The following is a 24696-nucleotide window of genomic DNA, read 5'->3' as shown; positions in this document are numbered from 1 at the left end:
CGCCGCACTGAAAGAAAAAGGCCGCATCAGCGGCCTTTTTCATAGCGCATGTCAAACCTGACTCAGGAAGGCAGTCGACGAATCTTCGCACCAAGCACGCCGAGCTTTTCCTCGATGTTCTCGTAGCCGCGATCGATGTGGTACACGCGATCCACCGTGGTGTCTCCTTCGGCCACCAGGCCGGCGAGCACCAGGCAAGCGGACGCACGCAGGTCGGTCGCCATGATGGGCGCACCGCTCATCTTTTCCACGCCCTTGATGATCGCCGTATTGCCTTCCAGGCGGATATCCGCGCCCAGGCGCTGCAGTTCCAGCGCGTGCATGAAGCGGTTTTCGAACACGGTCTCGGTGATCACGCCCACGCCTTCGGCCACGCAGTTGAGCGCGGTGAACTGCGCCTGCATATCGGTGGGGAACGCCGGGTACGGCGCGGTGGTGATGTTCACCGCCTTGGGGCGACGGCCGCGCATGTCGAGCTCGATCCAGTCGGCGCCGGTGGAGATGTGCGCGCCGGCTTCTTCCAGCTTGGACAACACGGCATCGAGCGTATCGGCGCGGGCGTTGCGCGCACGCACCTTGCCGCCGGTCATTGCCGCGCCGACCAGGAAGGTGCCGGTTTCGATGCGGTCGGGCAGCACTTCGTACTCGGCGCCGTGCAGGCGCTCCACGCCGTGGATGACCAGGGTGGAGGTGCCGGCGCCTTCGATCTGCGCGCCCATGGCGATCAGGCAATGCGCCAGGTCGACCACTTCCGGTTCCTGCGCGGCGTTCTCGATCACAGTGGTGCCCTGCGCGAGCGCGGCGGCCATCATGATGTTCTCGGTGCCGGTCACGGTGACCATGTCCATCGAGATGCGCGCGCCCTTCAGGCGCTTGGCCTTGGCCTTGATGTAGCCGTTCTCCACGACCACTTCGGCGCCCAGCGCCTGCAATCCGCGGATGTGCTGGTCCACCGGACGCGAGCCGATCGCGCAACCGCCGGGCAGCGATACTTCCGCCTCGCCGAAGCGGGCCACCAGCGGGCCCAGCACCAGGATCGAGGCGCGCATGGTGCGCACCAGGTCATACGGGGCGAAGTGGCGGTCGGTGGTGCGCGGGTCGATGTGCATCTTCATGCGGTCGTCCAGCACCAGCTGCGTGCCCATCTGGCCAAGCAGCTCGATGAAGGTCGTCACATCGTGCAGATGCGGCACGTTGCTGATCGCCACCGGCTCGTCGGCCAGCAGGCAGGAAGCGAGAATCGGGAGTACGGCGTTCTTGGCGCCCGAAATACCCACCTCACCGTGGAGCGGCTCGCCGCCACTGATCAGGATCTTGGCCATGGAAAGTCCTTGCGAATGAATGGCTCGGAAGTGCAGCGCCGCCTTAATGGCGCGCAGCGACTTCCGCGGGGGTCAGCGTCTTGAGGGCCAGCGCGTGGATCGCACCGCCCATGAGATCGCCAAGCGTGGCGTAAACCAGGCGGTGCCGCGCCAGCGGGAGCTTGCCGGCGAACTGTTCCGCCACCACTTGGGCTTCAAAGTGCACGCCGTCGTCGCCACTGACGGAAGCCTGAGCACCGGGCAGGCCTTGTTCGATCATTGCCTGGATGGTGGCAGCGTCCATGGTTTTTCCACTTGCAGAGTTGGGGTCAGCGCCGCCGATCCGGTCAGGAACCGAACCCAATGGCAGCGACTATGACGTTAAAATGCGAATATGCCATGTTAATGGAAAACCTCTGTCGCAGAAACGACACGTGACGTCAGCGCCCTCTCAATTAGGCCGTTGATCACCCACAACCTATTGATACACCCGAGTTTCCCGTCTACAGACGCCCATTCAGGGTTATGACGGGAAACCGCAAGACTTTTGAGGACGCATGAACGCCTACGTCGCCCCAGCCAACCCGCTTGCGATCAACGCCGACGCCATCGTGCAGAGCGCGCGCACCGTGATCGCCACCGAGGCGGCGACCATCCGCGCCCTGGAGCCGCGCATCGGCCCCGAATTCGTGGAAGCCTGCCGCCTGATCATGAGCTGCGCCGGCCGCGTGGTCGTCACCGGCATGGGCAAGTCGGGCCACGTCGCCCGCAAGATCGCCGCCACGCTGGCGTCCACCGGCACGCCCGCTTTCTTCGTCCACCCGGGTGAAGCCAGCCATGGCGACCTGGGCATGATCCTGCCGCAGGACATCGTGCTGGCCCTGTCCAACTCGGGCGAAACCGACGAAGTGCTGTTCATCCTGCCGGTGATCAAGCGCCAGGGCATCCCCCTGATCGCGATCACGGGCAACGCTAATTCGTCGTTGGCGGACCAGGCCAATGTGCACCTGGACGCCAGCATCGCCGCCGAAGCCTGCCCGCTCGGGCTGGCGCCCACGGCCAGCACTACCGCTGCCCTGGTCATGGGCGATGCCCTGGCCATCGCGCTGCTCGAGGCCCGCGGCTTCACCTCCGAAGACTTCGCCCGCTCCCATCCTGCAGGCAGCCTGGGCCGTCGCCTGCTGCTGCACATCAGCGATGTGATGCACACCGGCGAAGGCATTCCGGCGGTGCCGCCGAACGCTTCGCTGACCCAGGCGCTGATGGAAATGACCCGCAAGCAGCTGGGCATGACCGCCGTGGTCGACGCCGATCACCACCTGCTCGGCGTGTTTACCGACGGCGACCTTCGCCGTGCGCTGGACGATGACGACCTGGACCTGCGCGGCGCCACCGTGGCCGAGCTGATGACCCGCGGCCCCAAGACCATCGGTGCGGACAAGCTGGCCATCGAGGCCGCCCAGCTGATGGAAAAGCACCAGATTCACGCGCTGCTGGTGGTCAACGACAAGCAGCAGGTGGTGGGAGCGCTTAACATTCACGATCTGCTCCGCGCCCGTGTGGTCTGATCGAAAGGCTCGGCTGCTATCTATTCCTGCGTGCACCGTCTGCGCTGACCGGCGTTTGACGGTATCGCCCTTTCCTCTTGCCGACGGCTCCCATGTATCTGGCTGACCTTCCCGCCGATGTTCTCGCCCGCGCCGCCAAGATCCGCCTCGTCGTGTTCGACGTGGACGGGACCCTGACGGATGGCCGCCTGTGGTACGCCGAAGATGGCCGCGAGACCAAGGTTTTCCACGTGCATGACGGCCTGGGCCTGAAACTGCTGATGGGCCAGGGTGTGCACGTGGCCATCATTTCCGCCCGCATCAGCCATCCGGTGGCGTTGCGCGCGGAGGAACTGGACATCGCCCACGTCTACCAGGGCCAGGGCGACAAGCGCGCCTGCCTGGAGCAGTTGCTGGAAGCGCTGAACCTGGCGCCGGAACAGGCCGCCTTCGTTGGCGACGACCTGCCCGACCTGCCCGCCATGCGCATCGCGGGCCTGGCTGTCGCGGTGGCGAACGCCCATCCCTGGGTGGCTGAGCAGTCGCACTGGCGCACCCGCCTGGGCGGTGGCCAGGGCGCGGCCCGCGAGGTCTGCGACCTGATCCTGCATGCCCAGGGCAAGACCGATGCCGAGCGGGAGCGCTGGCAGTGAGCTTGCGATCTTATCTGCGCGACCGGGGTCTCCCGGTGGCGATCGTGCTGATCGGCCTGGCCACCGGTGCGGCGCAGTTGCTCTACTGGGCGCTGGCGCCCGCGCCGAAGGTCAGCGACTTCGTGGGCCCGCCCCGTTCGGGCTATACGCTGACCAATTTCCAGCTGTGGTCGTACGACGTGGATGGCTTGCCGAGCTTCGAGATGGTCGCCCCGCACCTGGAGCGCCGCGAGAACGACGAGTCGCTGTACATCAACACGCCGGACTTCACGCTGCCCTCCAATGAGGCCGGCGTGCCGCCCTGGCTGGGCAAGTCGCTGTACGCCTGGGTCGACAAGAGCGGCACCCTGCTCAAGCTGCAGGGCCCGGTCTACATGCACCGGGCGGCCTTTGCCCAGACCGATGCGGCCGAGATGCACACCTCCGAGGTCACTGCCTGGCCAAAAGAAAACCGAATGGTGACGGATGCCCCAGCGCATATGAAGCAAGGCGCACGTACACTTAACGGGGTGGGCATGCGTGCCAACCTCAACACCAATCATCTGGAGCTGTTCGATGAAGTCACCGGCTCGTTTCCGCCGCGACCCAAGAAGTCTCAAGCTGCACCTCGCCCTGCTGGGCCTGGGACTGCTCATCCTGCAGCCGGCGCTGGCCAAGCAGGATGACCGCAATCAGCCGATGAACTTCTCGTCCAAGTCCATGGACGGGTTCAACGCGCCCAATACGGTCACCACGCTCACCGGCAATGTCGTGGCCACGCAGGGCACGATGAAGCTGACCGGCGCCCTGGCCAAGCTCTACCTCGATGCCGACACCCAGGTGGCGCGTGCGGTCGTGACCGGCAACCTGGCCCATATCGAGCAGCTCGACGACGCCGGCAACCTGATGCAGGGCGATGCCTTGCAGCTGGACTACGACAACATCAACGGCATTGCGGTGCTTACGGGTAACGCCGTGGTGCGCCAGCAGGGTCGCGGTGAGTTTCATGGCGACAAGCTGGTCTACAACACGCAGACCTCGCTGATCACCGGCGAAGCCGCCGGCGACGGCCTGGTGCACGGCGTGATCCTGCCCAAGCAGAAGCCCGCAGGGGCTCCGGTGCCTGCCGCTACGCCGCCGAAGCCGGGCACGCCGCCAGCGCCGCCGCAACCGGCCACGAAACCGGCCGAGGGCCACTGATGCTGTCTGCTGAAGGTCTGCAAAAAAGTTTCAAGGCGCGGCAGGTCGTGCGCGACTTTGCCTTTTCCATCCGCGAAGGCGAGGTGGTGGGTCTGCTCGGCCCCAACGGCGCCGGCAAAACGACGTGTTTCTACATGGTGGTCGGCCTGATCGAAGCCGACGCCGGCACCATCAAGCTGGACAAGCAGGACATCACCGGCCTGCCGATGCACCAGCGCGCCAAGCTCGGCATCGGTTATCTGCCGCAGGAAGCCTCGGTGTTCCGTCGTCTTACCGTGGCCGACAACATCATGGCGGTGCTGGAACTGCGTGAAGGCTGGGACGAGAAGCGTCGCACCAACGAGCTGGAAAGCCTGCTGGACGAGCTCAAGATCGCGCATATCGCCGACCAGAAGGGCATCAGCCTGTCCGGTGGCGAACGTCGCCGCGTCGAAATTGCACGCGCACTGGCCGCGCATCCGCGTTACATGCTGCTGGACGAACCGTTCGCGGGCGTCGACCCCATTTCGGTGGGCGAAATCCAGCGCATCGTGCGCCATCTGAAGGAACGCGGCATCGGCGTGCTCATCACCGACCACAATGTGCGCGAGACGCTGGGCATCTGCGATCGCGCGTACATCCTCAACGACGGTGAAGTGCTTTCGCGTGGAACGCCAGCACATATCCTCGCCGACGAAAAGGTCCGCGAGGTGTACCTGGGTCGCGAATTCCGCCTGTAACGGCTGCGGAACAGCCGACCGTCAGGGCTAAATCTGAGGTAGTACGCGATTTCGCCTTCGACCTATGGCCGACCCAGGAGGCAAGAGTTAGGATGACCTTCACGTTCATCCTGACCGGCTGGCATGAAACCCGGACTGCAGTTTCGCCTCAATCAGCAGCTCACGCTGACACCACAGTTGCAACAGGCCATTCGCCTCCTGCAGCTGTCGCAGCTTGAGCTCGAGGCTGAGCTGCGTCAGATCGCCGAAAGCAATCCCCTGCTCGAGTTCGCCGACGACAACCCCGACAATCTCGAGGGTGACGAACGCGAGTCCGAGCCGCCGATGGATGCGATACCGGTCAGCTCGTCCAGCTCCAGTAGCAGCAGCGATACCGTCGACGACGCCGAAGCACCCGAATGGGGTGATGTGGAGCGCGACGGCGGCAGCGACGATCCGGTCGACTTCTCGCTCAGTGGCGCCTCTTCGCGCAACAACAACGCGGACGAAGACGGTTTCGAGCCGCAGAGCGCCGCGCAGGAAACGCTGCAGGAACATCTGCTGTGGCAGCTCAACCTCACGCATATGAGCGCGCGCGATCGCACCATCGCCACGGTGTTGATCGACGCACTCAATCCGGATGGTTATCTCACCGAAAGCATGGAGTCGCTGATCGCGGCCCTGGCCACCGACGTCAGGGCGACCGAAGCGGAAGTGGAGTACGTGCGGCACATGCTGCAGCGCTTCGATCCCACCGGCGTGGCAAGCATCGACTTGCGCGACTGCCTGCGCGTGCAGCTTGAGCAGTTTGATGCGGACACACCGCAGCGCGAACTGGCCTTGCGCATCGTCGACGCCGAACTGGAATTGCTCGCGCGCAACGACATCGCACGGCTTGCGCGCAAACTGCGCGTGAGCGAAGACGATACCGCCGCTGCAGCCGTGTTGATCCGCAGCCTCGATCCACGGCCGGGCGCGGCACTCGATATCACGCCGGTCGAATATGTCGCCCCCGATGTCTATGCACGCAAAGACGTGGGTCGCTGGCGGGTCAGTCTCAATCCCGATTGCCAGCCGCGACTCGGACTCAACCAGCACTATTGCGGCCTGATCGCCCAGGCCCGCGGCACCGACGCCAGCTGGATGCGCGGACAGCTGCAGGAGGCGCGCTGGCTCATCAAGAGCCTGGAATCGCGCGCTGAGACGCTGCTGAAGGTGGCCGAAGCCATCGTGCGCCGGCAGAGCGCCTTCCTCGATTACGGCCCCGAAGCCATGCACCCCCTGGTGCTGCGCGAAGTGGCCGAGGAAGTGGGCATGCACGAATCGACCATTTCACGTGTAACTACCCGCAAATACATCCATACGCCGCGGGGCACGTTCGAACTCAAGCATTTCTTCTCCAGCGGCGTGTCCACCGAAGACGGTGGCAGTGCGTCGGCCACCGCCATCCAGGCCATGCTGCGCAAGCTGGTCGATGCCGAGGACCCGCGCAAGCCGCTGTCCGACCAGGCCATCGCGGAGGAGTTGCATCGCAAGGGCATTCAGGTTGCCCGACGCACCGTCGCCAAATACCGCGAAGCCATGCGTATTCCCAGCTCCAGCGAGCGCCAGCGCGCTGGCTGAACGAGTTTGCCCGCGTCTGCGGCAAACCGCCCCGGGAACTTGGCGGCAAAAAAGGCGTCCCCATACTCATAGGTAAGTCGATACGACGGGAAATCTGTCATGTCTGAGGCGTGAAGGTCTTTCTAACGCACAGGCAACTTCAGAGGTGCATAGTGACTATCCCGACTTGGTGAGGAGGCCTGAGAAAACCTTCGCAATACCGGAGTTTTCAAAGGTGTGTCGGCCACGACATGGGCGTCCGGCGCATCGATTCCAGCCGCGTCTGCGGCAAGTACCAGAGGAGGCGCAACATGCAAGTTCAACTCAGCGGTCAGCAGATTGAAGTCACCCCGGCCCTCCGGGATCACGTGAACAACCGGCTTGACCGCCTCACCCGCCTCGATGAGCGCATTCTCAGCCTGAGCATCGTTCTCTCCGTGAACAAACTGCAGCAGCGCGCCGAGGGCACGCTCAATGTCACGGGCAGCACCCTGCACGCCGAAGCGCTTGAGAATGACATGTACGTCTCCATCGACGTGCTCTTCGACAAGCTGGTGACCCAGTTGCGCAAGCACCGCGAGAAGATCTGCGACAAACATCAGCGCGCCGCCCGCGAGGAGCGCCTGTACGGCTGATCTGTGCCAGGCCCGCCCGGCTCCGGGCGGGCCCTCTGCCTCATCCAAGGCGTCCGCCGGTGCGAACTGGCACAATGTCCATGTAGCTGCCCTGTTCCGGCGGCGCAAAGGACAAAGCTTGGACCGGCTCTCCGCCCGACAACTCTATGACAGCGTTCACGAGCGCATGGCCTTGCGCTGGGTGTCCGGCATGCGCGGCGAATCGCGCGCGCTCGAACAAGCCGCGACGACCACGCGCCGCCCCTCGCTGATCGGCTACCTCAACGTCATCTATCCGAACAAGATCCAGATCATCGGCACCGAGGAGCTGAACTACCTCGACAGCCTCGATTCGCGCCAGCGCTGGGAGGCGATCAACAAGATTGCCGCCTACCAGCCGGTGGCGATGATCGTGACCAAGGATCAGGCCATCCCCAGCGACCTGCGCGAAGTGGCGGAAGAAACCAATACGCCGCTGTGGATCAGCTCCAAGCGCGGCCACGAGCTGCTGACCTGGATGCAATACCATCTGGCGCGCATCCTGGCGCCCAAGGTCACGCTGCATGGCGTGTTCCTGGAAGTGTTTTCCATCGGCGTGCTGATTACCGGCGAATCGGGTTCGGGCAAAAGCGAGCTTGCGCTGGAACTGATCAGCCGCGGTCATCGACTGGTCGCCGACGACGCCACCGAATTCACCCTGATCGCGCCGGACGTAATCGACGGCACCTGCCCCGAGCTGCTGCAGGACCTGCTGGAAGTGCGCGGACTGGGCGTGCTGAATGTGCGCGAGATGTTTGGTCACACTGCGGTCAAGCCCTCCAAATACCTTCGCCTCGTCGTGCACCTGAAACCGCTGCGCGAGGGGGAAGACACCGATGGACTCACCCGCCTCACCGGCGATATCGGCCACCGCGAAATCTTCGAGGTGCCGGTGCCGATGATCACCATCCCGGTGGCGCCCGGTCGCAACCTTGCCGTGCTGGTCGAGGCCGCCGTGCGCAACCACGTGCTCAAGAGCAAGGGCATCGACCCGGCACAGACTTTCATCGACCGCCAGGCGCACCAGATGCGCCGGCTGCCTCCGTGGTGACCCATGAGCGACACGATATCCACTAGCAACCCAGCCGACGCGATCAACCTGATCGTGCTCACCGGCATGTCCGGCGGCGGCAAGACAGTGGCCTTGCGCGCGCTGGAAGACCTGGATTTCTACTGCGTCGACAACCTTCCCACCGCCCTGCTCCCACAGTTGGTGGCGGCGGTGAGCCGCAATGTGGAAGGCAAGCGTCGCCATGTCGCCGTCGGCGTGGACGTGCGCAATCCTGGCGAAGACCTCAAGCGCATGCCGGCCATCCTGTCGGAGCTGGCCGCCGCGGGCGTGAAGGCGCACCTGATCTTTCTCGACTGCCGCGACGATGTGCTGATCAAGCGCTATTCGGAAACGCGTCGCCGTCACCCGCTTTCATGGCAAGGCCTGTCGCTGGCCGATGCGATCGCCGAAGAGCGTCGCGTGCTGCGCCCGCTCTCGGCCATTGCCGACAAGGTGATCGATTCGAGCGAACTGAACGTGCATCAGCTGCGCCGACTGTTCGCCGCCGGTTATGCGGAGGCCACCGAAGGCCTTACGCTGATGTTCCAGTCGTTCGCGTTCCGCCGCGGCCTGCCGCTGGACGCGGACTTCGTATTCGACGCGCGCTGCCTGCCGAACCCGCACTGGGATCCCACGCTGCGCCCGTTGTCGGGCAAGGATGCCGCCGTGAGCGCCTACCTCGATGCGCAGCCCTTGGTCGCCGAATACTTTGCCGATACGGCGCGCTGGCTCGACACCTGGCTGCCGCGCTTCGAAGCGGACGACCGCAGCTACGTCACCATCGCCATCGGCTGCACCGGCGGTCGACACCGCTCGGTGTATCTGGTGGAAAAGCTTGCCGCCCATTACCGCGCGCTACGCAATGGCGTGCTTACCTTTCATCGCGAACTCGAGTGATAGCCATGCTGAGCATCCTTGCACTACGGATCGGCACGCCGTCATGAGCGTCGGCGTGCTGTTGATGACGCACGAGGCGGTCGGCCAGGCGCTGATCTCCGCCGCCCACCACGTGCTGCCCAAATTGCCCCTGCGCGTGGAGGCAGCCGAAGTGCCACCGCACTCCGATCCGGACGTGATGCGCACGCTTACGGCCAAGCACGCACGCGAGCTGGACGAAGGCGACGGTGTGCTGGTGCTGGCCGACCTTTACGGCGCCACGCCCTGCAATATCGGCTTGTCGCTCAGTGCGCTGGGCGTGCGCTTGCGCTGCGTATCGGGACTGAACCTGCCGATGCTGCTGCGCGTACTCAATTACGCAGAAAAACCGTTGGACGAGCTGGCGGAAATCGCCGCCAGTGGTGGCCGCGGAGGAATCTTCATCGACCATGCTTGAGAAAGAGATTGTTGTTTCCAACAAACTGGGCCTGCACGCCCGCGCCTCGGCCAAGCTGGTGCAGCTGGTGCAGGGCTTCAAGTCCACCGTCTGGCTGATCAGCAAGGGCCGCGAGGTGAATGCACAAAGCATCATGGGCGTGATGATGCTGGCCGCCGGCATCGGCACGCCCCTGGTGGTTCGCGCCGATGGTCCGGACGAAGCGTCTGCCATCGACGCCGTGGTGGCGCTATTCGATCGCAAGTTCGACGAAGGAGCCTGAGTGCGGAAAAAGATTGCCCGCGACTGCCGAGCTGAGGCCGTATTCACGGCCCGGTGGGCTGCGTCGTGCGATCTTTCTCATCCAGCATTCGACACGTTGGCCGGATGCCGACGTCGCGCACGGCCGGACCGGCCGTTACACCATGGAAGGCATGCATGAGACAGGTACTGACAGGCACCACGGCAGCAAAAGGCATGGCGCTTGGCCGTGCCCGCCTGGTGCAGCCCAGTCGCTACCTGGTCGACACCCGTCCGCTCAATGAGGACGAAGTCGAAATCGAACTTGCCCGGCTGCACCGAGCGCTCGATACCGCGCGGCAGGAACTGCGCGAGCTGCGCGGCAAGCTGCACGGTGCGCTCGCCCGCGAAGTGAACGAGTTCATCGATGCGCACAGCCTGCTGCTCGATGATCCCGAACTGCTGCGCGGACTGGACGACCTGGTCCGCATCGGCCACTACCGTCCGGGCGCGGCGCTGAAGAAGCAGCGCGATCGCCTCGCGGCCGTGTTCGAGGCGATGGACGATCCCTACCTGCGTTCGCGCAAGGAAGACGTCGACCAGGTGATCGGTCGCGTGATCTCCGCTCTGCAGCGCCAGACCAGTCGCGAAGAACGCAAGCTGGCCGCACGCGTGGGCGAAATCCTGATCGCCGACACCATCGCCCCGGCCGACATGGCGCACCTCGCCGGCGCCGGCCTGCTCGGCGTGGTCGCCAGTTCGGGCAGCCCGTATTCGCACAGCGCGATCCTTGCGCGCAGCCTCGATCTGCCCATGCTGGTGGGCGCGCGCGATGCATTGTCGACCATCCACGATGACGACCTGATCCTGCTCGACGCCGAACGCGGCGAGGCCGTGGTGCATCCCACCGCACAGGACCTGGCCCACTACCGCGCCTGGCAGCGCGAAGCCGCGGCTGAAGGTCGCCGCCTCGCCACGCTGGCGAACGCACCCACGCGCACACGCGACGGCGTCGACATCCGCCTGTTCGCCAATGCGGAAATGCCCGCCGATATTGCGATGGCGCGCGCACGCGGCGCCGACGGCGTGGGCTTGTATCGCACCGAGTTCCTGTTCCTGCGCCAAAAGGGACTGCCCACCGAAGACGAGCAGTTCATCGCCTATCGCGATCTGGTGCTCGGCATGGGCGGCTTGCCGGTCACCATCCGCACGCTCGACCTGGGTGCGGACAAGGCCGACGCCGCGGGACTCGTCTTGCGCGGCGAAGACAACCCGGCGCTGGGCGTGCGCGGCGTGCGCCTGTCGCTGCGTTATCCGGCCGTGTTTTCCACGCAGATTCGCGCCATCCTGCGCGCGGCCTGCTACGGGCCGGTGCGCGTGCTGGTGCCGATGGTGACCCAGCCCGATGAGCTCATTGCGGTACGCACGCTGTTCAAGCTGGCGCGTCAGGAGCTCAAGCGCGAGAACGTCGACCTGCCGGAAAAACTGCAGCTTGGCGCGATGATCGAAGTGCCGGCGGCCGCCATCAATGTGCGCGCCCTGCTCGAACACGCCGACTTCCTGGCCATCGGCACCAACGATCTGGCGCAATATGTGCTCGCCGCCGATCGTGGCAACGATGCGCTGGAAAACATCTACAACCCGCTACAGCCCGCGCTGCTGCGCCTGCTCGCCTACGTGATCACCGAAGGCCGCCGCGCGAAGAAAGGCGTGAGCCTGTGCGGCGAAATCGGCGGCGATGCGAATTTCACCGGCCTGTTGCTGGCGCTGGGCCTGTGCGAATTCAGCATGCATCCCAGCCAGTTGCTGCATGTGCGCGATCGTCTGGCTTCGCTCGATCATGCCGTATTGCGGTCGCATGCGCCGCGCATTCTTCGTGCGCGCACGCATGAGGAGGCTGAGGCGTTGCTGGCCAGCATTATTGGCTAGCCCGACCGCCGAACTGTTTTTTTGTGGGAGCGCACCCTGTGCGCGACTGGCCTGACGCGACAACCGGTCGCGCACAGGGTGCGCTCCCACAGTTTTTTTGAGGCCCTCAGGCTGCGCTGGCTAAAAACGCCTCAATCAACGCCCCGCGATAACGCTGCCGATGCAACAGCAACGACAGCTTGCGATGCAGATCGAGAAACGGCGTGCGCAGCACTTTCAGCCGCCCCGCGGCCACCGCGTCGATGATGGCCACCTCGGGAATACATGCGATGCCAAGGCCGGCGATCACGGCCTGCTTGATCGCTTCAGCCTGATCCAGCTCCAGCACGGTTTCGCCGGGCGGCAGGCTGGCAAGCGCACGCTCGCTCAAACTCCGTGTGGCTGAGCCCGGTTCGCGCAGCACCCAACGGGTTCCTGCGAAATCCTCCGGCTCCAGTCGCCGTTTGCGCGCCAGCGGATGATCGGGCGACGCGCAGACCACCAGCGCATCGTCGCGCCACGGGCGCACTTCCAGCGACGGGTGGGCGACCGGCCCTTCGACGCAGCCCAGCTCCAGTCCATGGTCGAGCATGGACGCCACGATTTCCGATGTATTGGATACGCGCAACCGGACCGAGACATGCGGATGCGCGCGCACGAACGCGCCGAGCAGTTCGCCCACGCGATAGTTGCCCACCGTATTGCTCGCGCCCACGCGCAGCTCGCCGCCCAACTCATCGACGCCGCCGCTGCCAAGGCGTCCGAACTCTGCATAGCGCTCCAGCAGCTCCTGCGCCAGCGGCAGCAACTCCCGTCCGCGTGTGTTGAGGCGCAAGCGGCCGCGCTCGCGGGCAAACACGGCAGCGTCGAGCTGCCGCTCCATCTCCGCCAGCGCCATGCTCGCCGCCGGCTGGGTGAGATGAAGCATCTCGGCCGCCGCACGCACACTGCCGAGACGTGCGATCTGGACGAACACCTCCAGCTGGCGCGGGCTGATATTGATCATCAGGCTATCTTATAACAGCCATCAATAATTCAAAGTTTTTCTGATGGACGGCGAGGCGGAAAATGCTGCCATCGCAGGAGAACCGCATGAACGCCGCCGTCGCCATTCCCACCACCCCCACGCCTTCCCGCCTTCCCGGCTTATTGCTGTCGGTGGTGATCGCCCTGGTCGCGTTGGGGCTGGGCAAAGTCGCCCCGCTGATCGGCGGCCCGGTGTTTGGCATCGTGCTGGGCATCCTGGTGCGCAATACGGTGGCTCCGGGCGGCAGCTACACGCCCGGCATCCAGTTTGCCGGCAAGCAGGTGCTGCAGTGGTCGATCATTGCGCTGGGTTTCGGCTTGAGCCTCAATCAGGTGGCCAAGACGGGGCTGGAATCGCTCTCGGTTACGCTGGTGACGATGACGGTCGCCTTCCTCACCGCATGGGGCCTGGGACGACTGCTGAAGGTGCAGGACAAGCTGAAGATACTGATCGGCGTGGGCACGGCGATTTGCGGCGGCTCGGCGATTGCCGCCGTCACGCCGATCATCAAGCCGGACGAACACGACACCGCGTTCGCCATCTCCACCATCTTCCTGTTCAACCTGGTCGCGGTGCTGCTGTTCCCGCTGCTGGGGCACCTGCTGCATCTTTCGGATCTGGGCTTCGGCCTGTGGGCGGGCACCGCCATCAATGACACTTCCTCGGTGGTCGCGGCGGGGTACAGTTTCAGCAAGGAGGCTGGCGATTACGCCACCATCGTCAAGCTCACCCGCGCCACGCTGATCATCCCGATCTGCCTGATCCTCGCCTTCGCCACCGCGTGGAAGCAGAAGAAGCAAGGCGCCACGGATTTCAGCCTCGCCCGCATCTTCCCCTGGTTCATCCTGTGGTTCCTGGTGGCCTCCGCCATTCGCACGGCGGGCCTGGTGCCGGTGGCGATCCAGCCGGCGCTGCACCTTGCGGCGGAGTTCCTAATCATCGTGGCACTGACGGCGATCGGCCTCTCGGCGAATTTGCGCAAGATGGCCTCCACGGGTGCGCGGCCTATCCTGCTGGGGCTGGGTGTCTGGGCGGCGGTGGCCGTGAGCAGTCTGGTCGTGCAATTGGTGATCGGGCAGCTGTAAACGCGGCGATCGTTTACGCTTGGCGCTCAACGTCATGTCGATGGGACGCCACCATGCAGCTCCAGGGCCAGTGTCACTGCGGAAATATTGCCTACACGCTCAGCTGGGAACCTGATCCCGTCGAGATCCCCGCGCGCGCCTGCGACTGCACCTTCTGCACCAAGCATGGTGCCGTCTGGACGTCCAAACCCGATGGCGAGCTACGCGTCACCATCGGCGATCAGGAACTGGTGAACCGTTACGCGTTTGGCACCGGCACAGCAGCGTTCCACATCTGCCGCCAATGTGGTGCGGTACCGCTGGTGACCTGCACGGTGGATGGTCAGGTCTACGCCGTGGTCAACGTCAACACGATCGACAATCTCGACACCGGCTTGCTGCAGCATCGGGCGGCGAGTTTCAGCGAAGAAGACCTGGGCACCAAACTTGCGCGTCGGCAGTCGAACTGGATCGCCAACGTCAGCTTTATCGAACGCAGCGCCTGATCACGCAGAAGGCTTCAGCGCCAGTGATTTGAGGATGGCCAACGGCCCCGCCAGATTTCCGGCAAGCGCTTCCGGTAAGCGATAGCGTCCGAGAATGTACTCCGGCGTGTTGCAAGCAATCCAGGTTGCACCGTGGCCGTCATCCCATACCAGCGCCTTCAGCGGAAGATCCAGTCCCACCACCGGCTCCAACTGCATCAGTGGCGTACCGCCCTTGGGATTGCCGAAGATCAGCATTTGCTCCGCACGCATGGTGAGGCCGGCCCGCGCCGCGTCGCCACTGAAGTCGATCAACGCGAACACCGTTGCGCCGTGCGACTCCACCGCCTCGCGAAGCTTGGCGATGGTGGTGGGCACATCGAACGCTGACTGGAATTGAAGGATCCCGTTGTTGCTCTGGCTGGACATCCGGTTGCCTCGTTACGGGTGAAATAACGAGGCATTTTCAGCCCATGCGCGTTAATCCGACGCATGCAAAAAAAAACGCACCCCGGCCCACACCGGGGTGCGTCATACAGCCAAACGCGATGGATCAGCGCATGCCGCCGCCGGCGTAGAGCTGCTCGCCGGTGAGCCAGTAGGAGTCGTTGGAGGCCAGGAAGGTCACGATGGAGGCGATGTCGTCCGGCTGGCCGATGCGGCCCAGCGGGGTCTGCGCAATGGCGCCCTGATGGAAGTCCGAACCGATGAAGCCGGCGGTGTGAGTGCCTTCGGTTTCCACCATGCCCGGATTCACCGCGTTGACGCGGATCTTGCGCGGGCCAAGCTCACGCGACAGCACGCCGGTGATCGCGTCCACGGCGCCCTTGGTGCCCGTATACACCGCGCTTTCGGCCGGCACGATGCGCGAGACCAGCGAGCCGATGTTGATGATGCTGCCGCCGTCCTTCATGTGACGAGCCGCGGCCTGCGTGGTCAGCAACAGGCCAAGCACGTTTACGTTGAACTGCTTGTGGAAGTGCTCCTCGGTGATGGCGTCCAACGCGCCAAATTCATAGACGCCCGAGTTGTTCACCAGGATGTCCAGACGGCCGAAGTTCGACACGGCTGCATCGGCCAGGCCCTTCGCATCAGCTGCCTTGGAAACGTCGCCACCCACGGCCACGGCCTTGCCGCCTGCCTTGGTGATCTCGGCGACCACGGCATCCGCGCCGGCCTTGCTGGAGGCGTAATTCACCACCACCGAAGCGCCTTCGGCGGCCAGCGCCTTGGCGATGGCGGCACCAATACCCTTGGATGCGCCGGTAACAACAGCCACTTTACCTTTGAGCTTGCTCATGACGGATACCTGTTCAGGTTTGTGTGTAGAAGGGATTGGGACAAGTTGTTGTCCCATAGTTCGTAACATACGAACTTAAGAACTAGATTTCAAGTGCTGCTAAAATGAGCACATGAGGCCCCTGACCCACCCATCCATTGACGATGTCACCGTCGAAGGCATCCTGCATGCCCTCTCCGATCCGGTGCGCGCCACCATATATTGGCAACTGTCCTGTGCGGACAGCGCGAACAGCTGCTCCGTATTTCTCAAGCTGGAAAACCGCTGCATTCCAAAGTCCACGCTGTCACAGCATTTTCGTGCGCTGCGCGAAGCCGGCCTGATACGCAGCGAACRCCGCGGCGTGGAAATGCTCAACACCACGCGTTGCGCGGAAATCGAAGAACGTTTTCCGGGATTGCTGCCCGCAATCAAACACGCCCAGAGCATCCAGTGCGCTGCACGCAAGCAAGATGCTGCGCCCAAGCTCGTCGTTGGCGAAGGCGTGCACGGCGGCTGAGTCAGCCGCCGCAAGGAGCAAGCTCAGGCCTTGCCCTGCTCTACCAGCGTCAGCGCGACTTTGTCGCGCAGATACACCGGCAAGGCGTGTTCCGGCGCGCCGGCGCGACCCGCCAGGAATTCGGGTGCAGCGAGCTCGGCTACATGGCGCGCCTGCGGATAGCGCGCGCCTTGCGCGGAGCGCAGTTCGCCGGTGAGATGCGGACGCAGCACGTCCGCATAGGTGCTCCAACCGGTGCCGACCACGTGCCATGCCTGCGCCACTGACAAGCTCAGCGCGGCGGGCATGCACACGCGTTCTTCATCGAGCTCGATGAGCCCGCCGTTGTCGTCGCGTCGGTAGCTTGCGGCGTAGATCTCGCCCATGCGGGCATCGATCACGGCCAGGATGGCCGCATCGTCTTCAGGCGCTTCCAGCGCCAGCGCGGCCAGCGATGACACCGTCACCACCGGCACGTCCAGCGCCAGCGCCATGCCTTGGGCGAGCGAAATGCCCAGGCGCACGCCGGTGAAGGCGCCCGGGCCGCGGCCCACGGCGATCACATCGAGTGCGTGCCGACCCAGACCGGCCTCGGCAAGCAGGGCGTCGGCCATGGGCAGCACCAGTTCGGCGTGACGGCGTGGCGCGATTTCGCTGCGGGCGACTACTTCGTCGCCATGGATCAGGGCGACGGAGCAGGCTTCGGTGGAGGTTTCGATGGCAAGCAGATTCATGGCTGCTCCATGATAGCCGGGCCGGCCGCCGCAGGCATGCTGGCGTACCAGTCGATGCGGCGGGTCAGGTACATCAGCAGGGCCACGGTGACCACCAGGACGATCGCGCCAATCAGCAAGGCGTATTCCTCGGCCGCCAGCACCACGTAGAGCATGGCGTAAACCAGGGCGAGCGAGCCGCCCAGCAACAGGCCTGCACGGCGCGCGCCGAGCACCGCCATGGCATAGCCGCCCACGATCGCCACCACCGCGCCCGCGGCCACCGCATAGGCCAGTCCAAAGCCTATCTGTTCGGACAAGGCCAGCAACAGCACATAGAACGCGGTCAGCGCCGCACCTACCAGCAGGTATTGCACCGGATGCACGCGCAGGCGCCTGAGCACTTCGAACAGGAAGAACGCCACGAAGGTCATCGTGATGAACAGCAGGCCGTACTTTCCCGCGCGCACATTGCGTTGATAGACATCCACCGGCTGGAACAACGCCACGCCGAAAGCCGCGTCGCGCACGGCGCCGTCGATGCGCGCATCGCTCGCATGCCACGACTGGCCGAACTTGCGATTGAGATCCAGCGTGTGCCAGCGCGCCGAAAAGCCCTGCGCATTCACCGTGCGCTCCAGCGGCAAAGCCGCGCCGATGAAACTCGGGTCGGGCCATGGCGCATGCATCGTCACCTCGGTGGTGCGCGCCAGCGGCAATAGCTGCAACGATTGCGTGCCCGCCAACTTCAGCTTCACGGAAAACTCGATCGGCTGGCCGTTCAGCGCCTCGAGATCGAGTGGCACAACAACTGTGGAGGACGCACCTGCAATCGTCGCCGCCGATGATGCGAAGCGTTGCGGCTTGCCGTTGACCAGCAACTCGGTCACTTCCTGCAAGCCACGCAGATCGCCGACTGCGAGCCTCAATTCGGCCTTGCCATCCTGCCAGACGGCACTATCCATCTGGCGCTGCTGTGCGATGTCTTCCGCAGTGAATTTGCCGTGCAGCTCGACCGTGGAAGCAAACACGGGCGCTTCGTAGATGCCGTAGCGGCGCTTGTCCACCGACATGCCAATGCTCATGTCGGCAGTGTCGGGAAGCACCAGGGTGGTATCGGCTACATCGCGCAGTTCGCCGCCGGTCATCGCGACCTTTTCGTGCGATGGCACGGCAAGCACCAGCCCGCCGAGTACCTGTTCGCCGCCCCAGCCCTGGGCAATCTGATCGATCGCCGCCCGTCGCATGCCTTGTCGCTCGTCCACCAGCGACTGCACTTTCCATAACGGCAGCAACATCAGCAGCGCCAGCAGGCCCACGCCCAGCACCTTGGCGGTCCAGCTCTTCATCCAGTGTCCCATGGCCCCATCCTTAGTATCGGAGCCTGCAGGAAAACATGCCTCCGGGCCATCGGGCGGGCGATTGGCTGTCGACTCGCGCGCAAACTGTGGCAGAACCGGGGCGCAACTCATTACCCCTGAGGTAATCGCAACCATGCGGCGCCGGTCGCAAGCTGTTCCCACACCAACCCACGGAGGAACATGCCATGACCAACCACGCCCACACGCTTGCCGAACGCTATATCGCCAGCTGGAACGAAACCGACGCACTGCGCCGCCGCAGCCTGATCGAAGACGTCTACGCAGAACATGCGCGCTACACCGATCCGATGGTGGACGCGAAGGGCTGGCAGGCGATCGACGCCACCGTCGCTGCCGTACAGGAGATGTTTCCGGGTCACCGCTTCGCGCTGGCGGGCGTGGTCGATGCGCATCACGACACCTTGCGCTTCCACTGGCATCTTGCCTCGCCGGGCGCGGACGAACCGCTGGTGATCGGCTTCGATGTTGCAGCGATGGAAGACGGACGCATTCGCCAGGTGTTCGGCTTTCTCGACAAGGTACCGCAGCTGGTCTAAGTCTCATCGCCGGACGGCAACCCCGCCGTCCGGCATGGGCCGGCGATGCGTCCTCGTGGGAACATCGCTGCAACGAGGCACGACGGAGTAATGCATGAGCGCCATGGTTTCCACGCTTGCCCGTCCAGTGGGCGACCTGCTGCGAGAGTGGCGACGCCATCGCCGACTCAGCCAGCTCGACCTGGCCAGCGGCGCGGAGATTTCCACGCGCCATTTGAGCTTCATGGAATCGGGCCGCTCGCAACCGAGCCGCGACATGATCCTGCGGCTGGCGGAATACCTGGAGATTCCCTTGCGCGAACGCAATCAACTATTGGTGGCGGCAGGATTTGCACCCGTCTATCGCGAACGCACGTTCGACGATCCTGCGTTTGCCACCGTGCGCGGTTCAATCCGCCTGCTGTTGAAAGGCCTGGAGCCGTATCCTGCGCTTGCCATCGACCGCCACTGGAATCTGATCGAAAGCAACCAGGCCACGCAGCGCATGTTGGCGGGACTGGTACCGCAATGGCTCAAGCCGCCGATCAATGTGTTGCGCCTCAGCCTGCATCCCGATGGGCTGGCACCGCATATCCGCAATCTGCCGGTGTGGCGGGCGCACCTGCTCGATCGCTTGCGTCGCCAGATCGATGCCACGCACGACCCGGCGCTGGTCGCCTTACTTCAGGAATTGCGCAGCTATCCCGGCGACGATGCCGACGAACACCACGTACTCAGCGGCGACATCGCAGTGCCCATGGAACTGGCACTGGGCGATGTCACGCTGTCGATGCTGAGCACCACCACGGTATTCGGCACGCCGATGGATATCACGCTGGCCGAACTCGCCCTGGAGGCTTTTGTTCCCGCGGACGAAGCGACCGCGCACCATCTGCGCGAGATGGCCGCCCGCACTTAAGCTCAGGCCGGCGGCTGCCACAGTTCGATGCGCGTGCCTTCCGGATCCATGATCCAGCCGAAGCGGCCGAATTCGCTCTCTTCCACCTTGTCCTCGACGGTCACGCCGTCGGCGCGCAGCTGGGCGAGCAGTGCGTCAAGATCATCCACGCGGAAATTGATCATGTACGGCAGCGTGCTGGGCGCGAAATGGGTGGTGTCGGCCGCAAACGGTGACCAGAGTGTGTAGCCCGGGCGCGCCGAGTCTTCATTGAAGCGGGCTCCGCCCCATTTCTGCACGGGCAGTCCCAGATGCTTGGCGTACCACTCGTTCAACGCCTTGGCGTCGCGCGACTTGAAGAAGATGCCGCCGAGTCCGATGACCTTTGCCATGTTGGTGCCCTCTGCGCTGGGGGTAAGACGCCTATCATCTTTCGGGGAAAGGCTGGAGGCTAGTGCCTTTCCACGGCGAGACCTCATGGGCGCGGTCATGCCGGATACCGGGGCAAATCGATGGGCCGCGGTCGCGCACAGGGTGCGCTCCTACAAGGTTCTCGTTAACCGGGGGAGGTGTCGTCGAAGAAGGCGGCCACCTGGACCAGCTCCTTGGTGCGCGGCATGGGCGGAAGGCTGTTGAGGAACAGACGTCCGTAACCCTTGCTGGTCAATCGTGGATCGCATAGCACCAGCACGCCGCGATCATGCACATCACGAATCAGGCGCCCTGCGCCCTGCTTGAGCGCAATGACTGCACTGGGTACCTGCCATCCCATGAACGGGTTGATGCCTGCCTGTTCGAGTGCCTCGAGCCGCGCCTGCAGCACCGGATCATCGGGCGATGCGAACGGCAGTTTGTCGATCACCACGACGCTGAGCGCTTCGCCGGCGACATCCACGCCTTCCCAGAAACTGGCCGCACCAAGCAAGACGCCGTGGCCGCTCTGGCGAAATTCTTCCAGCAGCCGATGGCGCGGCGCGGTGCCTTGCACGAACAGCGGCCAAGGCACGCGTTCCTGCAGCAACTCGGCAGCGCGGCGCAGCGCACGATGCGAGGTAAACAACAGAAACGCGCGCCCATTCGATGCGTGCAGCACGGGAAGCACTGTCTCGATCACGCGGTCGGTGTAGTCGCGCGCGGACGGGTCGGGTAAGCCGGGCGGCAGATAACACAGCGCCTGCTTGGGATAGTCGAACGGGCTTTCCACCTGCAAGGTCTGCGGATCTTCTAGCCCCAGTTGCCGCGCGAAGTGATCGAAGCTGGAGGATACAGACAGCGTCGCCGACGTGTAGATCCAGGCGGCCCGGGTCTGCTCGCGCATGGCCCGCAAGGGCGCGGCCAGATCGAGCGGCGTCGCGTGCAAGGCGAAACCGCGCGGAAACAGCTCATACCACCGCACGTCCCGCTCGCTTTCGCGCTCGGCGATACGATCGAGCCGTTCGCTCATCAAGGCAGCGCGTTCGTGCGCGTTGGCGAAACCGCGCGAACGTTCCGCCTGCGAGGCCAGCACGTCGGTCAGTGCCGCCAGCACGTCGCGCAGCTCGTGCAGTTTGTCGCTGATCTCGCGATGGCTTTCCAGCTGATGGAACGGGCCGCGTTCCGCCAGGCCATCCATGCTCAGCCGCAGCTTGCGCACGGCGTCCTGCATGGCCTCGACCGGCTCAAGCACCAAGCCGATGGCGCCGGTGACGCCATTGCATTCGCTCAGGCTGTCCTGCGCCAGATCGGTGAGCTGACGTGCGCTGAGGCTCTGCGAAAAGAACTGGCCCGCCAGCTCGGGGATTTGATGCGCCTCGTCCAGGATGAACGCGCTGGCACCGGGAAGAATCTCGCCGAACCCTTCCTGCTTGAGCGCCAGGTCGGCGAACAGCAGGTGATGGTTGACCACCACCAGCTCAGCTTCTTGCGCCTCGCGCCGCGCCTTGATCACGTGGCAATCGTCGTAGAACGGACACTCCACGCCCAGGCAATTTTCCGGCGTGGAGGTGACGCGCGGCCACATCGGCGATTCTTCCGGGACCTCGGCCAACTCCATGCGATCGCCGCGCCGCGTGCGCGCCGACCAGGCGCGGATCGCCGCCAGCTGGGAAGCCTGGGCGCGGTCGAAAGTCGCGCCTTCGCGCACGGTCTGATCGAGCCGGTAGAGACACAGGTAATTGGAGCGCCCCTTGAGCAAGGCCGTCTTCAGGCGCACATCAAGCACCGAGCGCATGCGCGGCAAGTCGCGGAAATACAGCTGGTCCTGCAGCGCCTTGGTCCCGGTGGACACGATCACGCGCTCGCCAGACAGCAGCGCCGGCACGAGATAGGCGAACGTCTTGCCCGTGCCCGTGCCCGCCTCGGCAATCAGCGTCTCGCGCTCGGCGATGGCGTGCTGCACCGCGCGCGCCATGGCCTGCTGGGCGGCGCGCGGGGCGAAATTGGGCAGCTCGCGGGCGAAGGGGCCTTCCGTGCCCAGCAGCGCCGCAACATCCTCGTGATCGATCATCCGCCCAGTATCGCCGACCTCGGTCGCATCCGCGAATACTCTAGACTGTGCCCTTCCCACCCGTGGAGCCTCGCCATGTCCTCACGGATCACCGGCATCGGCCAGATCGCTGTCACCGTCAGCGACGTCGATGCAGCGCTGTCGTTCTATCGCGACATCCTCGAGCTGCCCTTCCTGTTCCGCCCCGCCACCAACCTGGCGTTTCTCGATGCGGGCGGCATACGGTTGATGCTGTCGACACCCCAGGGCCACGGCAACGTTGGCAGCAATTCCATCCTCTACTTCAAGGTCCCGGACATCGAGCACAGTTTTCGCGCCCTGCTCGATCACGGCGCGGTGGGCGAACGCGAGCCGCAGGCGACCGCGGAGCTATCCGACCACACGCTATGGCTGGCCTTTCTGCGCGATCCCGACGGGAATCTGGTGGGCCTGATGGAAGAGCGCGCCAGGGCCTAGCTGCCCTCGCAAGATCGACCCGGCAAGCCCACGCCTGGATGCACGCCAAATGGTCCTGGCGTGCACCGCCCTTGCGGATCCGGCTTGCTTCCTTGACAACGCGCGATCGGGGTGACGCTTCATCAAGGGTGCCCCCAGAACTGGAGGTCACTCCATTCGCCGAGGCCCGACACCACGGACCGGTCATCGGCGACTTTGGGACTTACAGCGTGAAGTCGTACTGCAACTGCAGTCGCGCATAACACGGCCTGTTGAAGTACTTGGGCAGCTTGTAATGGGTGTACTGCGTTTCGCGCCCGCTGTTGGAAATGGTTTCGTACTGTTCGTAGACAAAGGTCGGTGAATCGTTGTCGAACAGGTTGATCACCGAGAGCTGCATGCTCAGGCCTTTTGCCCATGAGGGCTGATAGATCACGTTCGGGCTGACCGTCCACAGCCACGGCGTGCGTCCCGAGAGCCACGCTGCTCAATGCCAGTCGCCGTCGGCGGTTGCAATGCATCGCCTCGTCGTGCTGTGAGCATTCGCAGTGACCGATGGATCTTTCGCGGTGCGTGACGTCGGCGTGCGCAGGGTCACAAATTCGTGCGCGTCGCTGAGAACACTCGAGCGGCGCCATCCCGCGCTCACGAAAAGGACTTTCCAATGACACGGTCTCGTATTATCGGCTCGTTGCTCGCCATCGCCGCGCTGTCCATCGGCGTGAGCAGCGCACCAGTGACTATCGAGCCCAATGACGGCAACCACTTGGCCTCGCCGTTCACCATGGGCGGCAATTGCAACGTCTACTCCAACAACAACCAGGTCTCGGGCACCGTGATCGCGCAGGGCGCCAAGGTGCTTGCGTCCTGGAGCGTGCGGTGTACGGGCGTGGGGACGGCTACCATGGTCAGGATCCACGACCGCTACCAGGTTCAGGTGCTCCCGAACGGCACGTGGGGCTATATCTTCGACAGCAACACACAAGGCAGCAGCGCCTATCTGCCGAACCTTTCACCGGGCTCCTATCGCATCGTGGGCTATAGCGCGCCGTCGACGGGTGGTGGCAACTTCACCCTGACATACAGCGGCCCCCTTTTCCTGAAGGCAGGGCGCTCAGGCCCTCACATCGACGCCTGCCGACGATGTGAGGGCACGGATGAAATCGGCCAGCTTACTGGTGGTGGCTTCCACCTCGGCATAGCCGGCGCTGCATTCCTTGAACAACGGCAGGCCCTTCATGCACTGTATCGCGCCCTCCTGCCGCTTGAGCACCTGCAATAGGTTGATGGGCGCGTCGCCATCCACCTGCTGCACAATCATGGTTCCGGCCGAAATGCCGGAGATCTGTCCCTCAGCAAACAGCGTCGACGCGAGCTTGGCCAGTTGGGTGGGCCGGATATTGGTAAGGTCCACGCCTTTGAGCGCATGCTTGACCTTGTCGGAGGCAGACGCCAGCGCAGCTTGAGTGGAGCTGTTCTCGATGGGGTTATCGACGTAGCCGCTGTCGTTGGAAAACCGGCGTTGCAGCTTGGCTCCGTTGGAACGGGGCGATGGCGTCCTGATCGGCGGGATATGCATGGGTCTATCCTGGTGTCCTTGACGAGTCCGCCGCTAGGCGGGGCATCCTTGAGTGAAAGGCTTCCTCGTCTCAGGTATCGACGCTGGAGCGCCGCTCCTTTATGCCGCTTGGCATCGGTTGCAGGTAGGGATTTGCCACGCCTGTCGTTGGGAATATGCGGACGCAGCGTCAGTGCAGCCTCATCCTACGG

The 24696-nt window shown here is 64.2% G+C and carries 29 protein-coding genes; 18 read left to right on the top strand and 11 right to left on the bottom strand.

The features are described from left to right. Positions 1-62: 62 nt before the first annotated feature. On the bottom strand, positions 63-1322 hold the full coding sequence (gene murA, locus AC1DKY_RS15370) for a UDP-N-acetylglucosamine 1-carboxyvinyltransferase (RefSeq protein ID WP_121882351.1): 1260 nt from the start codon (positions 1320-1322) through the stop codon (positions 63-65). A 43-nt stretch (positions 1323-1365) separates the two neighbouring features. Beyond that, positions 1366-1605, bottom strand: a complete 240-nt coding sequence (locus AC1DKY_RS15365; RefSeq protein WP_441603036.1) for a BolA family protein — start codon at positions 1603-1605, stop codon at positions 1366-1368. Positions 1606-1858: 253 nt separating this feature from the next. Here AC1DKY_RS15365 and AC1DKY_RS15360 point away from each other — a divergent pair, with 253 nt between their 5' ends. The 12 genes from AC1DKY_RS15360 (at position 1859) to ptsP (ending at position 12165) form a co-directional block, all read left to right on the top strand. Then, entirely contained in the window at positions 1859-2869 is a 1011-nt protein-coding gene (locus AC1DKY_RS15360) for a KpsF/GutQ family sugar-phosphate isomerase (RefSeq protein ID WP_441603037.1), read from the top strand. Between the two features lie 92 nt (positions 2870-2961). Continuing rightward, positions 2962-3501: a KdsC family phosphatase gene (locus tag AC1DKY_RS15355; RefSeq protein WP_441603038.1), complete on the top strand. Its 540-nt coding sequence runs from the start codon at positions 2962-2964 to the stop codon at positions 3499-3501. A 44-nt stretch (positions 3502-3545) separates the two neighbouring features. Next, on the top strand, positions 3546-4166 hold the full coding sequence (lptC, locus tag AC1DKY_RS15350; protein ID WP_477179619.1) for an LPS export ABC transporter periplasmic protein LptC: 621 nt from the start codon (positions 3546-3548) through the stop codon (positions 4164-4166). Further along, the gene (gene lptA, locus AC1DKY_RS15345) at positions 4057-4680 is read left to right on the top strand and encodes a lipopolysaccharide transport periplasmic protein LptA (RefSeq protein ID WP_441603040.1); all 624 of its coding nucleotides are present in this window, start codon (positions 4057-4059) and stop codon (positions 4678-4680) included. The genes lptC and lptA overlap by 110 nt, the downstream gene beginning before the upstream one ends. After that, a complete protein-coding gene (lptB, locus tag AC1DKY_RS15340; protein ID WP_046973274.1) occupies positions 4680-5399 on the top strand; it encodes an LPS export ABC transporter ATP-binding protein in 720 nt (239 codons plus the stop codon). Before lptA ends, lptB begins: the two co-directional genes overlap by 1 nt. Before the next feature lie 123 nt (positions 5400-5522). Further along, positions 5523-7001, top strand: coding sequence for an RNA polymerase factor sigma-54 (locus AC1DKY_RS15335; RefSeq protein ID WP_441603041.1), 1479 nt, complete (start codon positions 5523-5525; stop codon positions 6999-7001). 290 nt (positions 7002-7291) lie between these two features. Then, the gene (gene hpf / locus AC1DKY_RS15330; RefSeq protein WP_046973272.1) at positions 7292-7615 is read left to right on the top strand and encodes a ribosome hibernation-promoting factor, HPF/YfiA family; all 324 of its coding nucleotides are present in this window, start codon (positions 7292-7294) and stop codon (positions 7613-7615) included. 118 nt (positions 7616-7733) lie between these two features. Further along, positions 7734-8684, top strand: coding sequence for an HPr(Ser) kinase/phosphatase (gene hprK, locus AC1DKY_RS15325; protein WP_477165428.1), 951 nt, complete (start codon positions 7734-7736; stop codon positions 8682-8684). A gap of 3 nt (positions 8685-8687) precedes the next feature. Next, positions 8688-9581, top strand: coding sequence for an RNase adapter RapZ (gene rapZ, locus AC1DKY_RS15320; RefSeq protein WP_441603042.1), 894 nt, complete (start codon positions 8688-8690; stop codon positions 9579-9581). 43 nt (positions 9582-9624) lie between these two features. Further along, positions 9625-10017 carry a PTS sugar transporter subunit IIA gene (locus AC1DKY_RS15315; RefSeq protein ID WP_441603043.1) on the top strand — a complete coding sequence of 131 codons (393 nt, stop codon included), beginning with the start codon at positions 9625-9627 and terminating at the stop codon, positions 10015-10017. After that, positions 10010-10279 (top strand): HPr family phosphocarrier protein, encoded by a 270-nt coding sequence (locus tag AC1DKY_RS15310; RefSeq protein WP_441603044.1) that lies wholly within the window; start codon positions 10010-10012, stop codon positions 10277-10279. Before AC1DKY_RS15315 ends, AC1DKY_RS15310 begins: the two co-directional genes overlap by 8 nt. Before the next feature lie 155 nt (positions 10280-10434). Further along, a complete protein-coding gene (gene ptsP, locus AC1DKY_RS15305; protein ID WP_441603045.1) occupies positions 10435-12165 on the top strand; it encodes a phosphoenolpyruvate--protein phosphotransferase in 1731 nt (576 codons plus the stop codon). A gap of 106 nt (positions 12166-12271) precedes the next feature. Here the strand turns inward: ptsP and AC1DKY_RS15300 are convergent, their stop codons facing one another. After that, a complete protein-coding gene (locus AC1DKY_RS15300; RefSeq protein ID WP_441603046.1) occupies positions 12272-13150 on the bottom strand; it encodes a LysR family transcriptional regulator in 879 nt (292 codons plus the stop codon). An 86-nt stretch (positions 13151-13236) separates the two neighbouring features. Between AC1DKY_RS15300 and AC1DKY_RS15295 the strand changes: the two genes are divergently transcribed. Together AC1DKY_RS15295 and AC1DKY_RS15290 are read left to right on the top strand one after the other, a co-directional pair. Then, complete coding sequence (locus tag AC1DKY_RS15295; protein ID WP_441603047.1) at positions 13237-14256, top strand: YeiH family protein; 1020 nt, start codon at positions 13237-13239, stop codon at positions 14254-14256. A gap of 53 nt (positions 14257-14309) precedes the next feature. Beyond that, positions 14310-14741, top strand: coding sequence for a GFA family protein (locus AC1DKY_RS15290; protein ID WP_441603048.1), 432 nt, complete (start codon positions 14310-14312; stop codon positions 14739-14741). Here AC1DKY_RS15290 and AC1DKY_RS15285 read toward each other — a convergent pair whose 3' ends face one another. Together AC1DKY_RS15285 and AC1DKY_RS15280 are read right to left on the bottom strand one after the other, a co-directional pair. Continuing rightward, positions 14742-15149, bottom strand: a complete 408-nt coding sequence (locus AC1DKY_RS15285; protein WP_441611267.1) for a DUF302 domain-containing protein — start codon at positions 15147-15149, stop codon at positions 14742-14744. A gap of 124 nt (positions 15150-15273) precedes the next feature. Further along, positions 15274-16020, bottom strand: coding sequence for a glucose 1-dehydrogenase (locus AC1DKY_RS15280; RefSeq protein ID WP_441603050.1), 747 nt, complete (start codon positions 16018-16020; stop codon positions 15274-15276). 112 nt (positions 16021-16132) lie between these two features. Here AC1DKY_RS15280 and AC1DKY_RS15275 point away from each other — a divergent pair, with 112 nt between their 5' ends. After that, complete coding sequence (locus AC1DKY_RS15275) at positions 16133-16519, top strand: helix-turn-helix domain-containing protein (RefSeq protein ID WP_477179991.1); 387 nt, start codon at positions 16133-16135, stop codon at positions 16517-16519. Positions 16520-16542: 23 nt separating this feature from the next. On the opposite strand, the gene tsaB is transcribed toward AC1DKY_RS15275, so the two are convergent. After that, complete coding sequence (gene tsaB / locus AC1DKY_RS15270; RefSeq protein ID WP_441603052.1) at positions 16543-17232, bottom strand: tRNA (adenosine(37)-N6)-threonylcarbamoyltransferase complex dimerization subunit type 1 TsaB; 690 nt, start codon at positions 17230-17232, stop codon at positions 16543-16545. Further along, positions 17229-18572, bottom strand: coding sequence for a cell envelope integrity protein CreD (creD, locus tag AC1DKY_RS15265; RefSeq protein ID WP_441603053.1), 1344 nt, complete (start codon positions 18570-18572; stop codon positions 17229-17231). The genes tsaB and creD overlap by 4 nt, the downstream gene beginning before the upstream one ends. A 185-nt stretch (positions 18573-18757) precedes the next feature. Between creD and AC1DKY_RS15260 the strand changes: the two genes are divergently transcribed. Together AC1DKY_RS15260 and AC1DKY_RS15255 are read left to right on the top strand one after the other, a co-directional pair. Continuing rightward, a complete protein-coding gene (locus AC1DKY_RS15260) occupies positions 18758-19129 on the top strand; it encodes a nuclear transport factor 2 family protein (RefSeq protein WP_441603054.1) in 372 nt (123 codons plus the stop codon). A 94-nt stretch (positions 19130-19223) separates the two neighbouring features. Beyond that, entirely contained in the window at positions 19224-20027 is an 804-nt protein-coding gene (locus tag AC1DKY_RS15255) for a helix-turn-helix domain-containing protein (protein WP_441603055.1), read from the top strand. A gap of 2 nt (positions 20028-20029) precedes the next feature. Here the strand turns inward: AC1DKY_RS15255 and AC1DKY_RS15250 are convergent, their stop codons facing one another. Both AC1DKY_RS15250 and AC1DKY_RS15245 read right to left on the bottom strand, forming a co-directional pair. Next, positions 20030-20398 (bottom strand): VOC family protein, encoded by a 369-nt coding sequence (locus tag AC1DKY_RS15250; protein WP_441603056.1) that lies wholly within the window; start codon positions 20396-20398, stop codon positions 20030-20032. Between the two features lie 164 nt (positions 20399-20562). Further along, a complete protein-coding gene (locus AC1DKY_RS15245) occupies positions 20563-22491 on the bottom strand; it encodes a DNA repair helicase YoaA (RefSeq protein WP_441603057.1) in 1929 nt (642 codons plus the stop codon). A 75-nt stretch (positions 22492-22566) separates the two neighbouring features. Between AC1DKY_RS15245 and AC1DKY_RS15240 the strand changes: the two genes are divergently transcribed. After that, positions 22567-22947 (top strand): VOC family protein, encoded by a 381-nt coding sequence (locus AC1DKY_RS15240; protein ID WP_441603058.1) that lies wholly within the window; start codon positions 22567-22569, stop codon positions 22945-22947. Between the two features lie 202 nt (positions 22948-23149). On the opposite strand, the gene AC1DKY_RS15235 is transcribed toward AC1DKY_RS15240, so the two are convergent. Both AC1DKY_RS15235 and AC1DKY_RS15230 read right to left on the bottom strand, forming a co-directional pair. Beyond that, positions 23150-23362 carry a hypothetical protein gene (locus AC1DKY_RS15235; protein ID WP_441603059.1) on the bottom strand — a complete coding sequence of 71 codons (213 nt, stop codon included), beginning with the start codon at positions 23360-23362 and terminating at the stop codon, positions 23150-23152. Between the two features lie 678 nt (positions 23363-24040). Beyond that, positions 24041-24505, bottom strand: coding sequence for a hypothetical protein (locus tag AC1DKY_RS15230; RefSeq protein WP_441603060.1), 465 nt, complete (start codon positions 24503-24505; stop codon positions 24041-24043). Positions 24506-24696 lie beyond the last annotated feature (191 nt).

The sequence above is a fragment of the Dyella sp. 01N448 genome (assembly GCF_056399225.1).
This window is presented reverse-complemented; position numbering and strand designations above follow the sequence as displayed.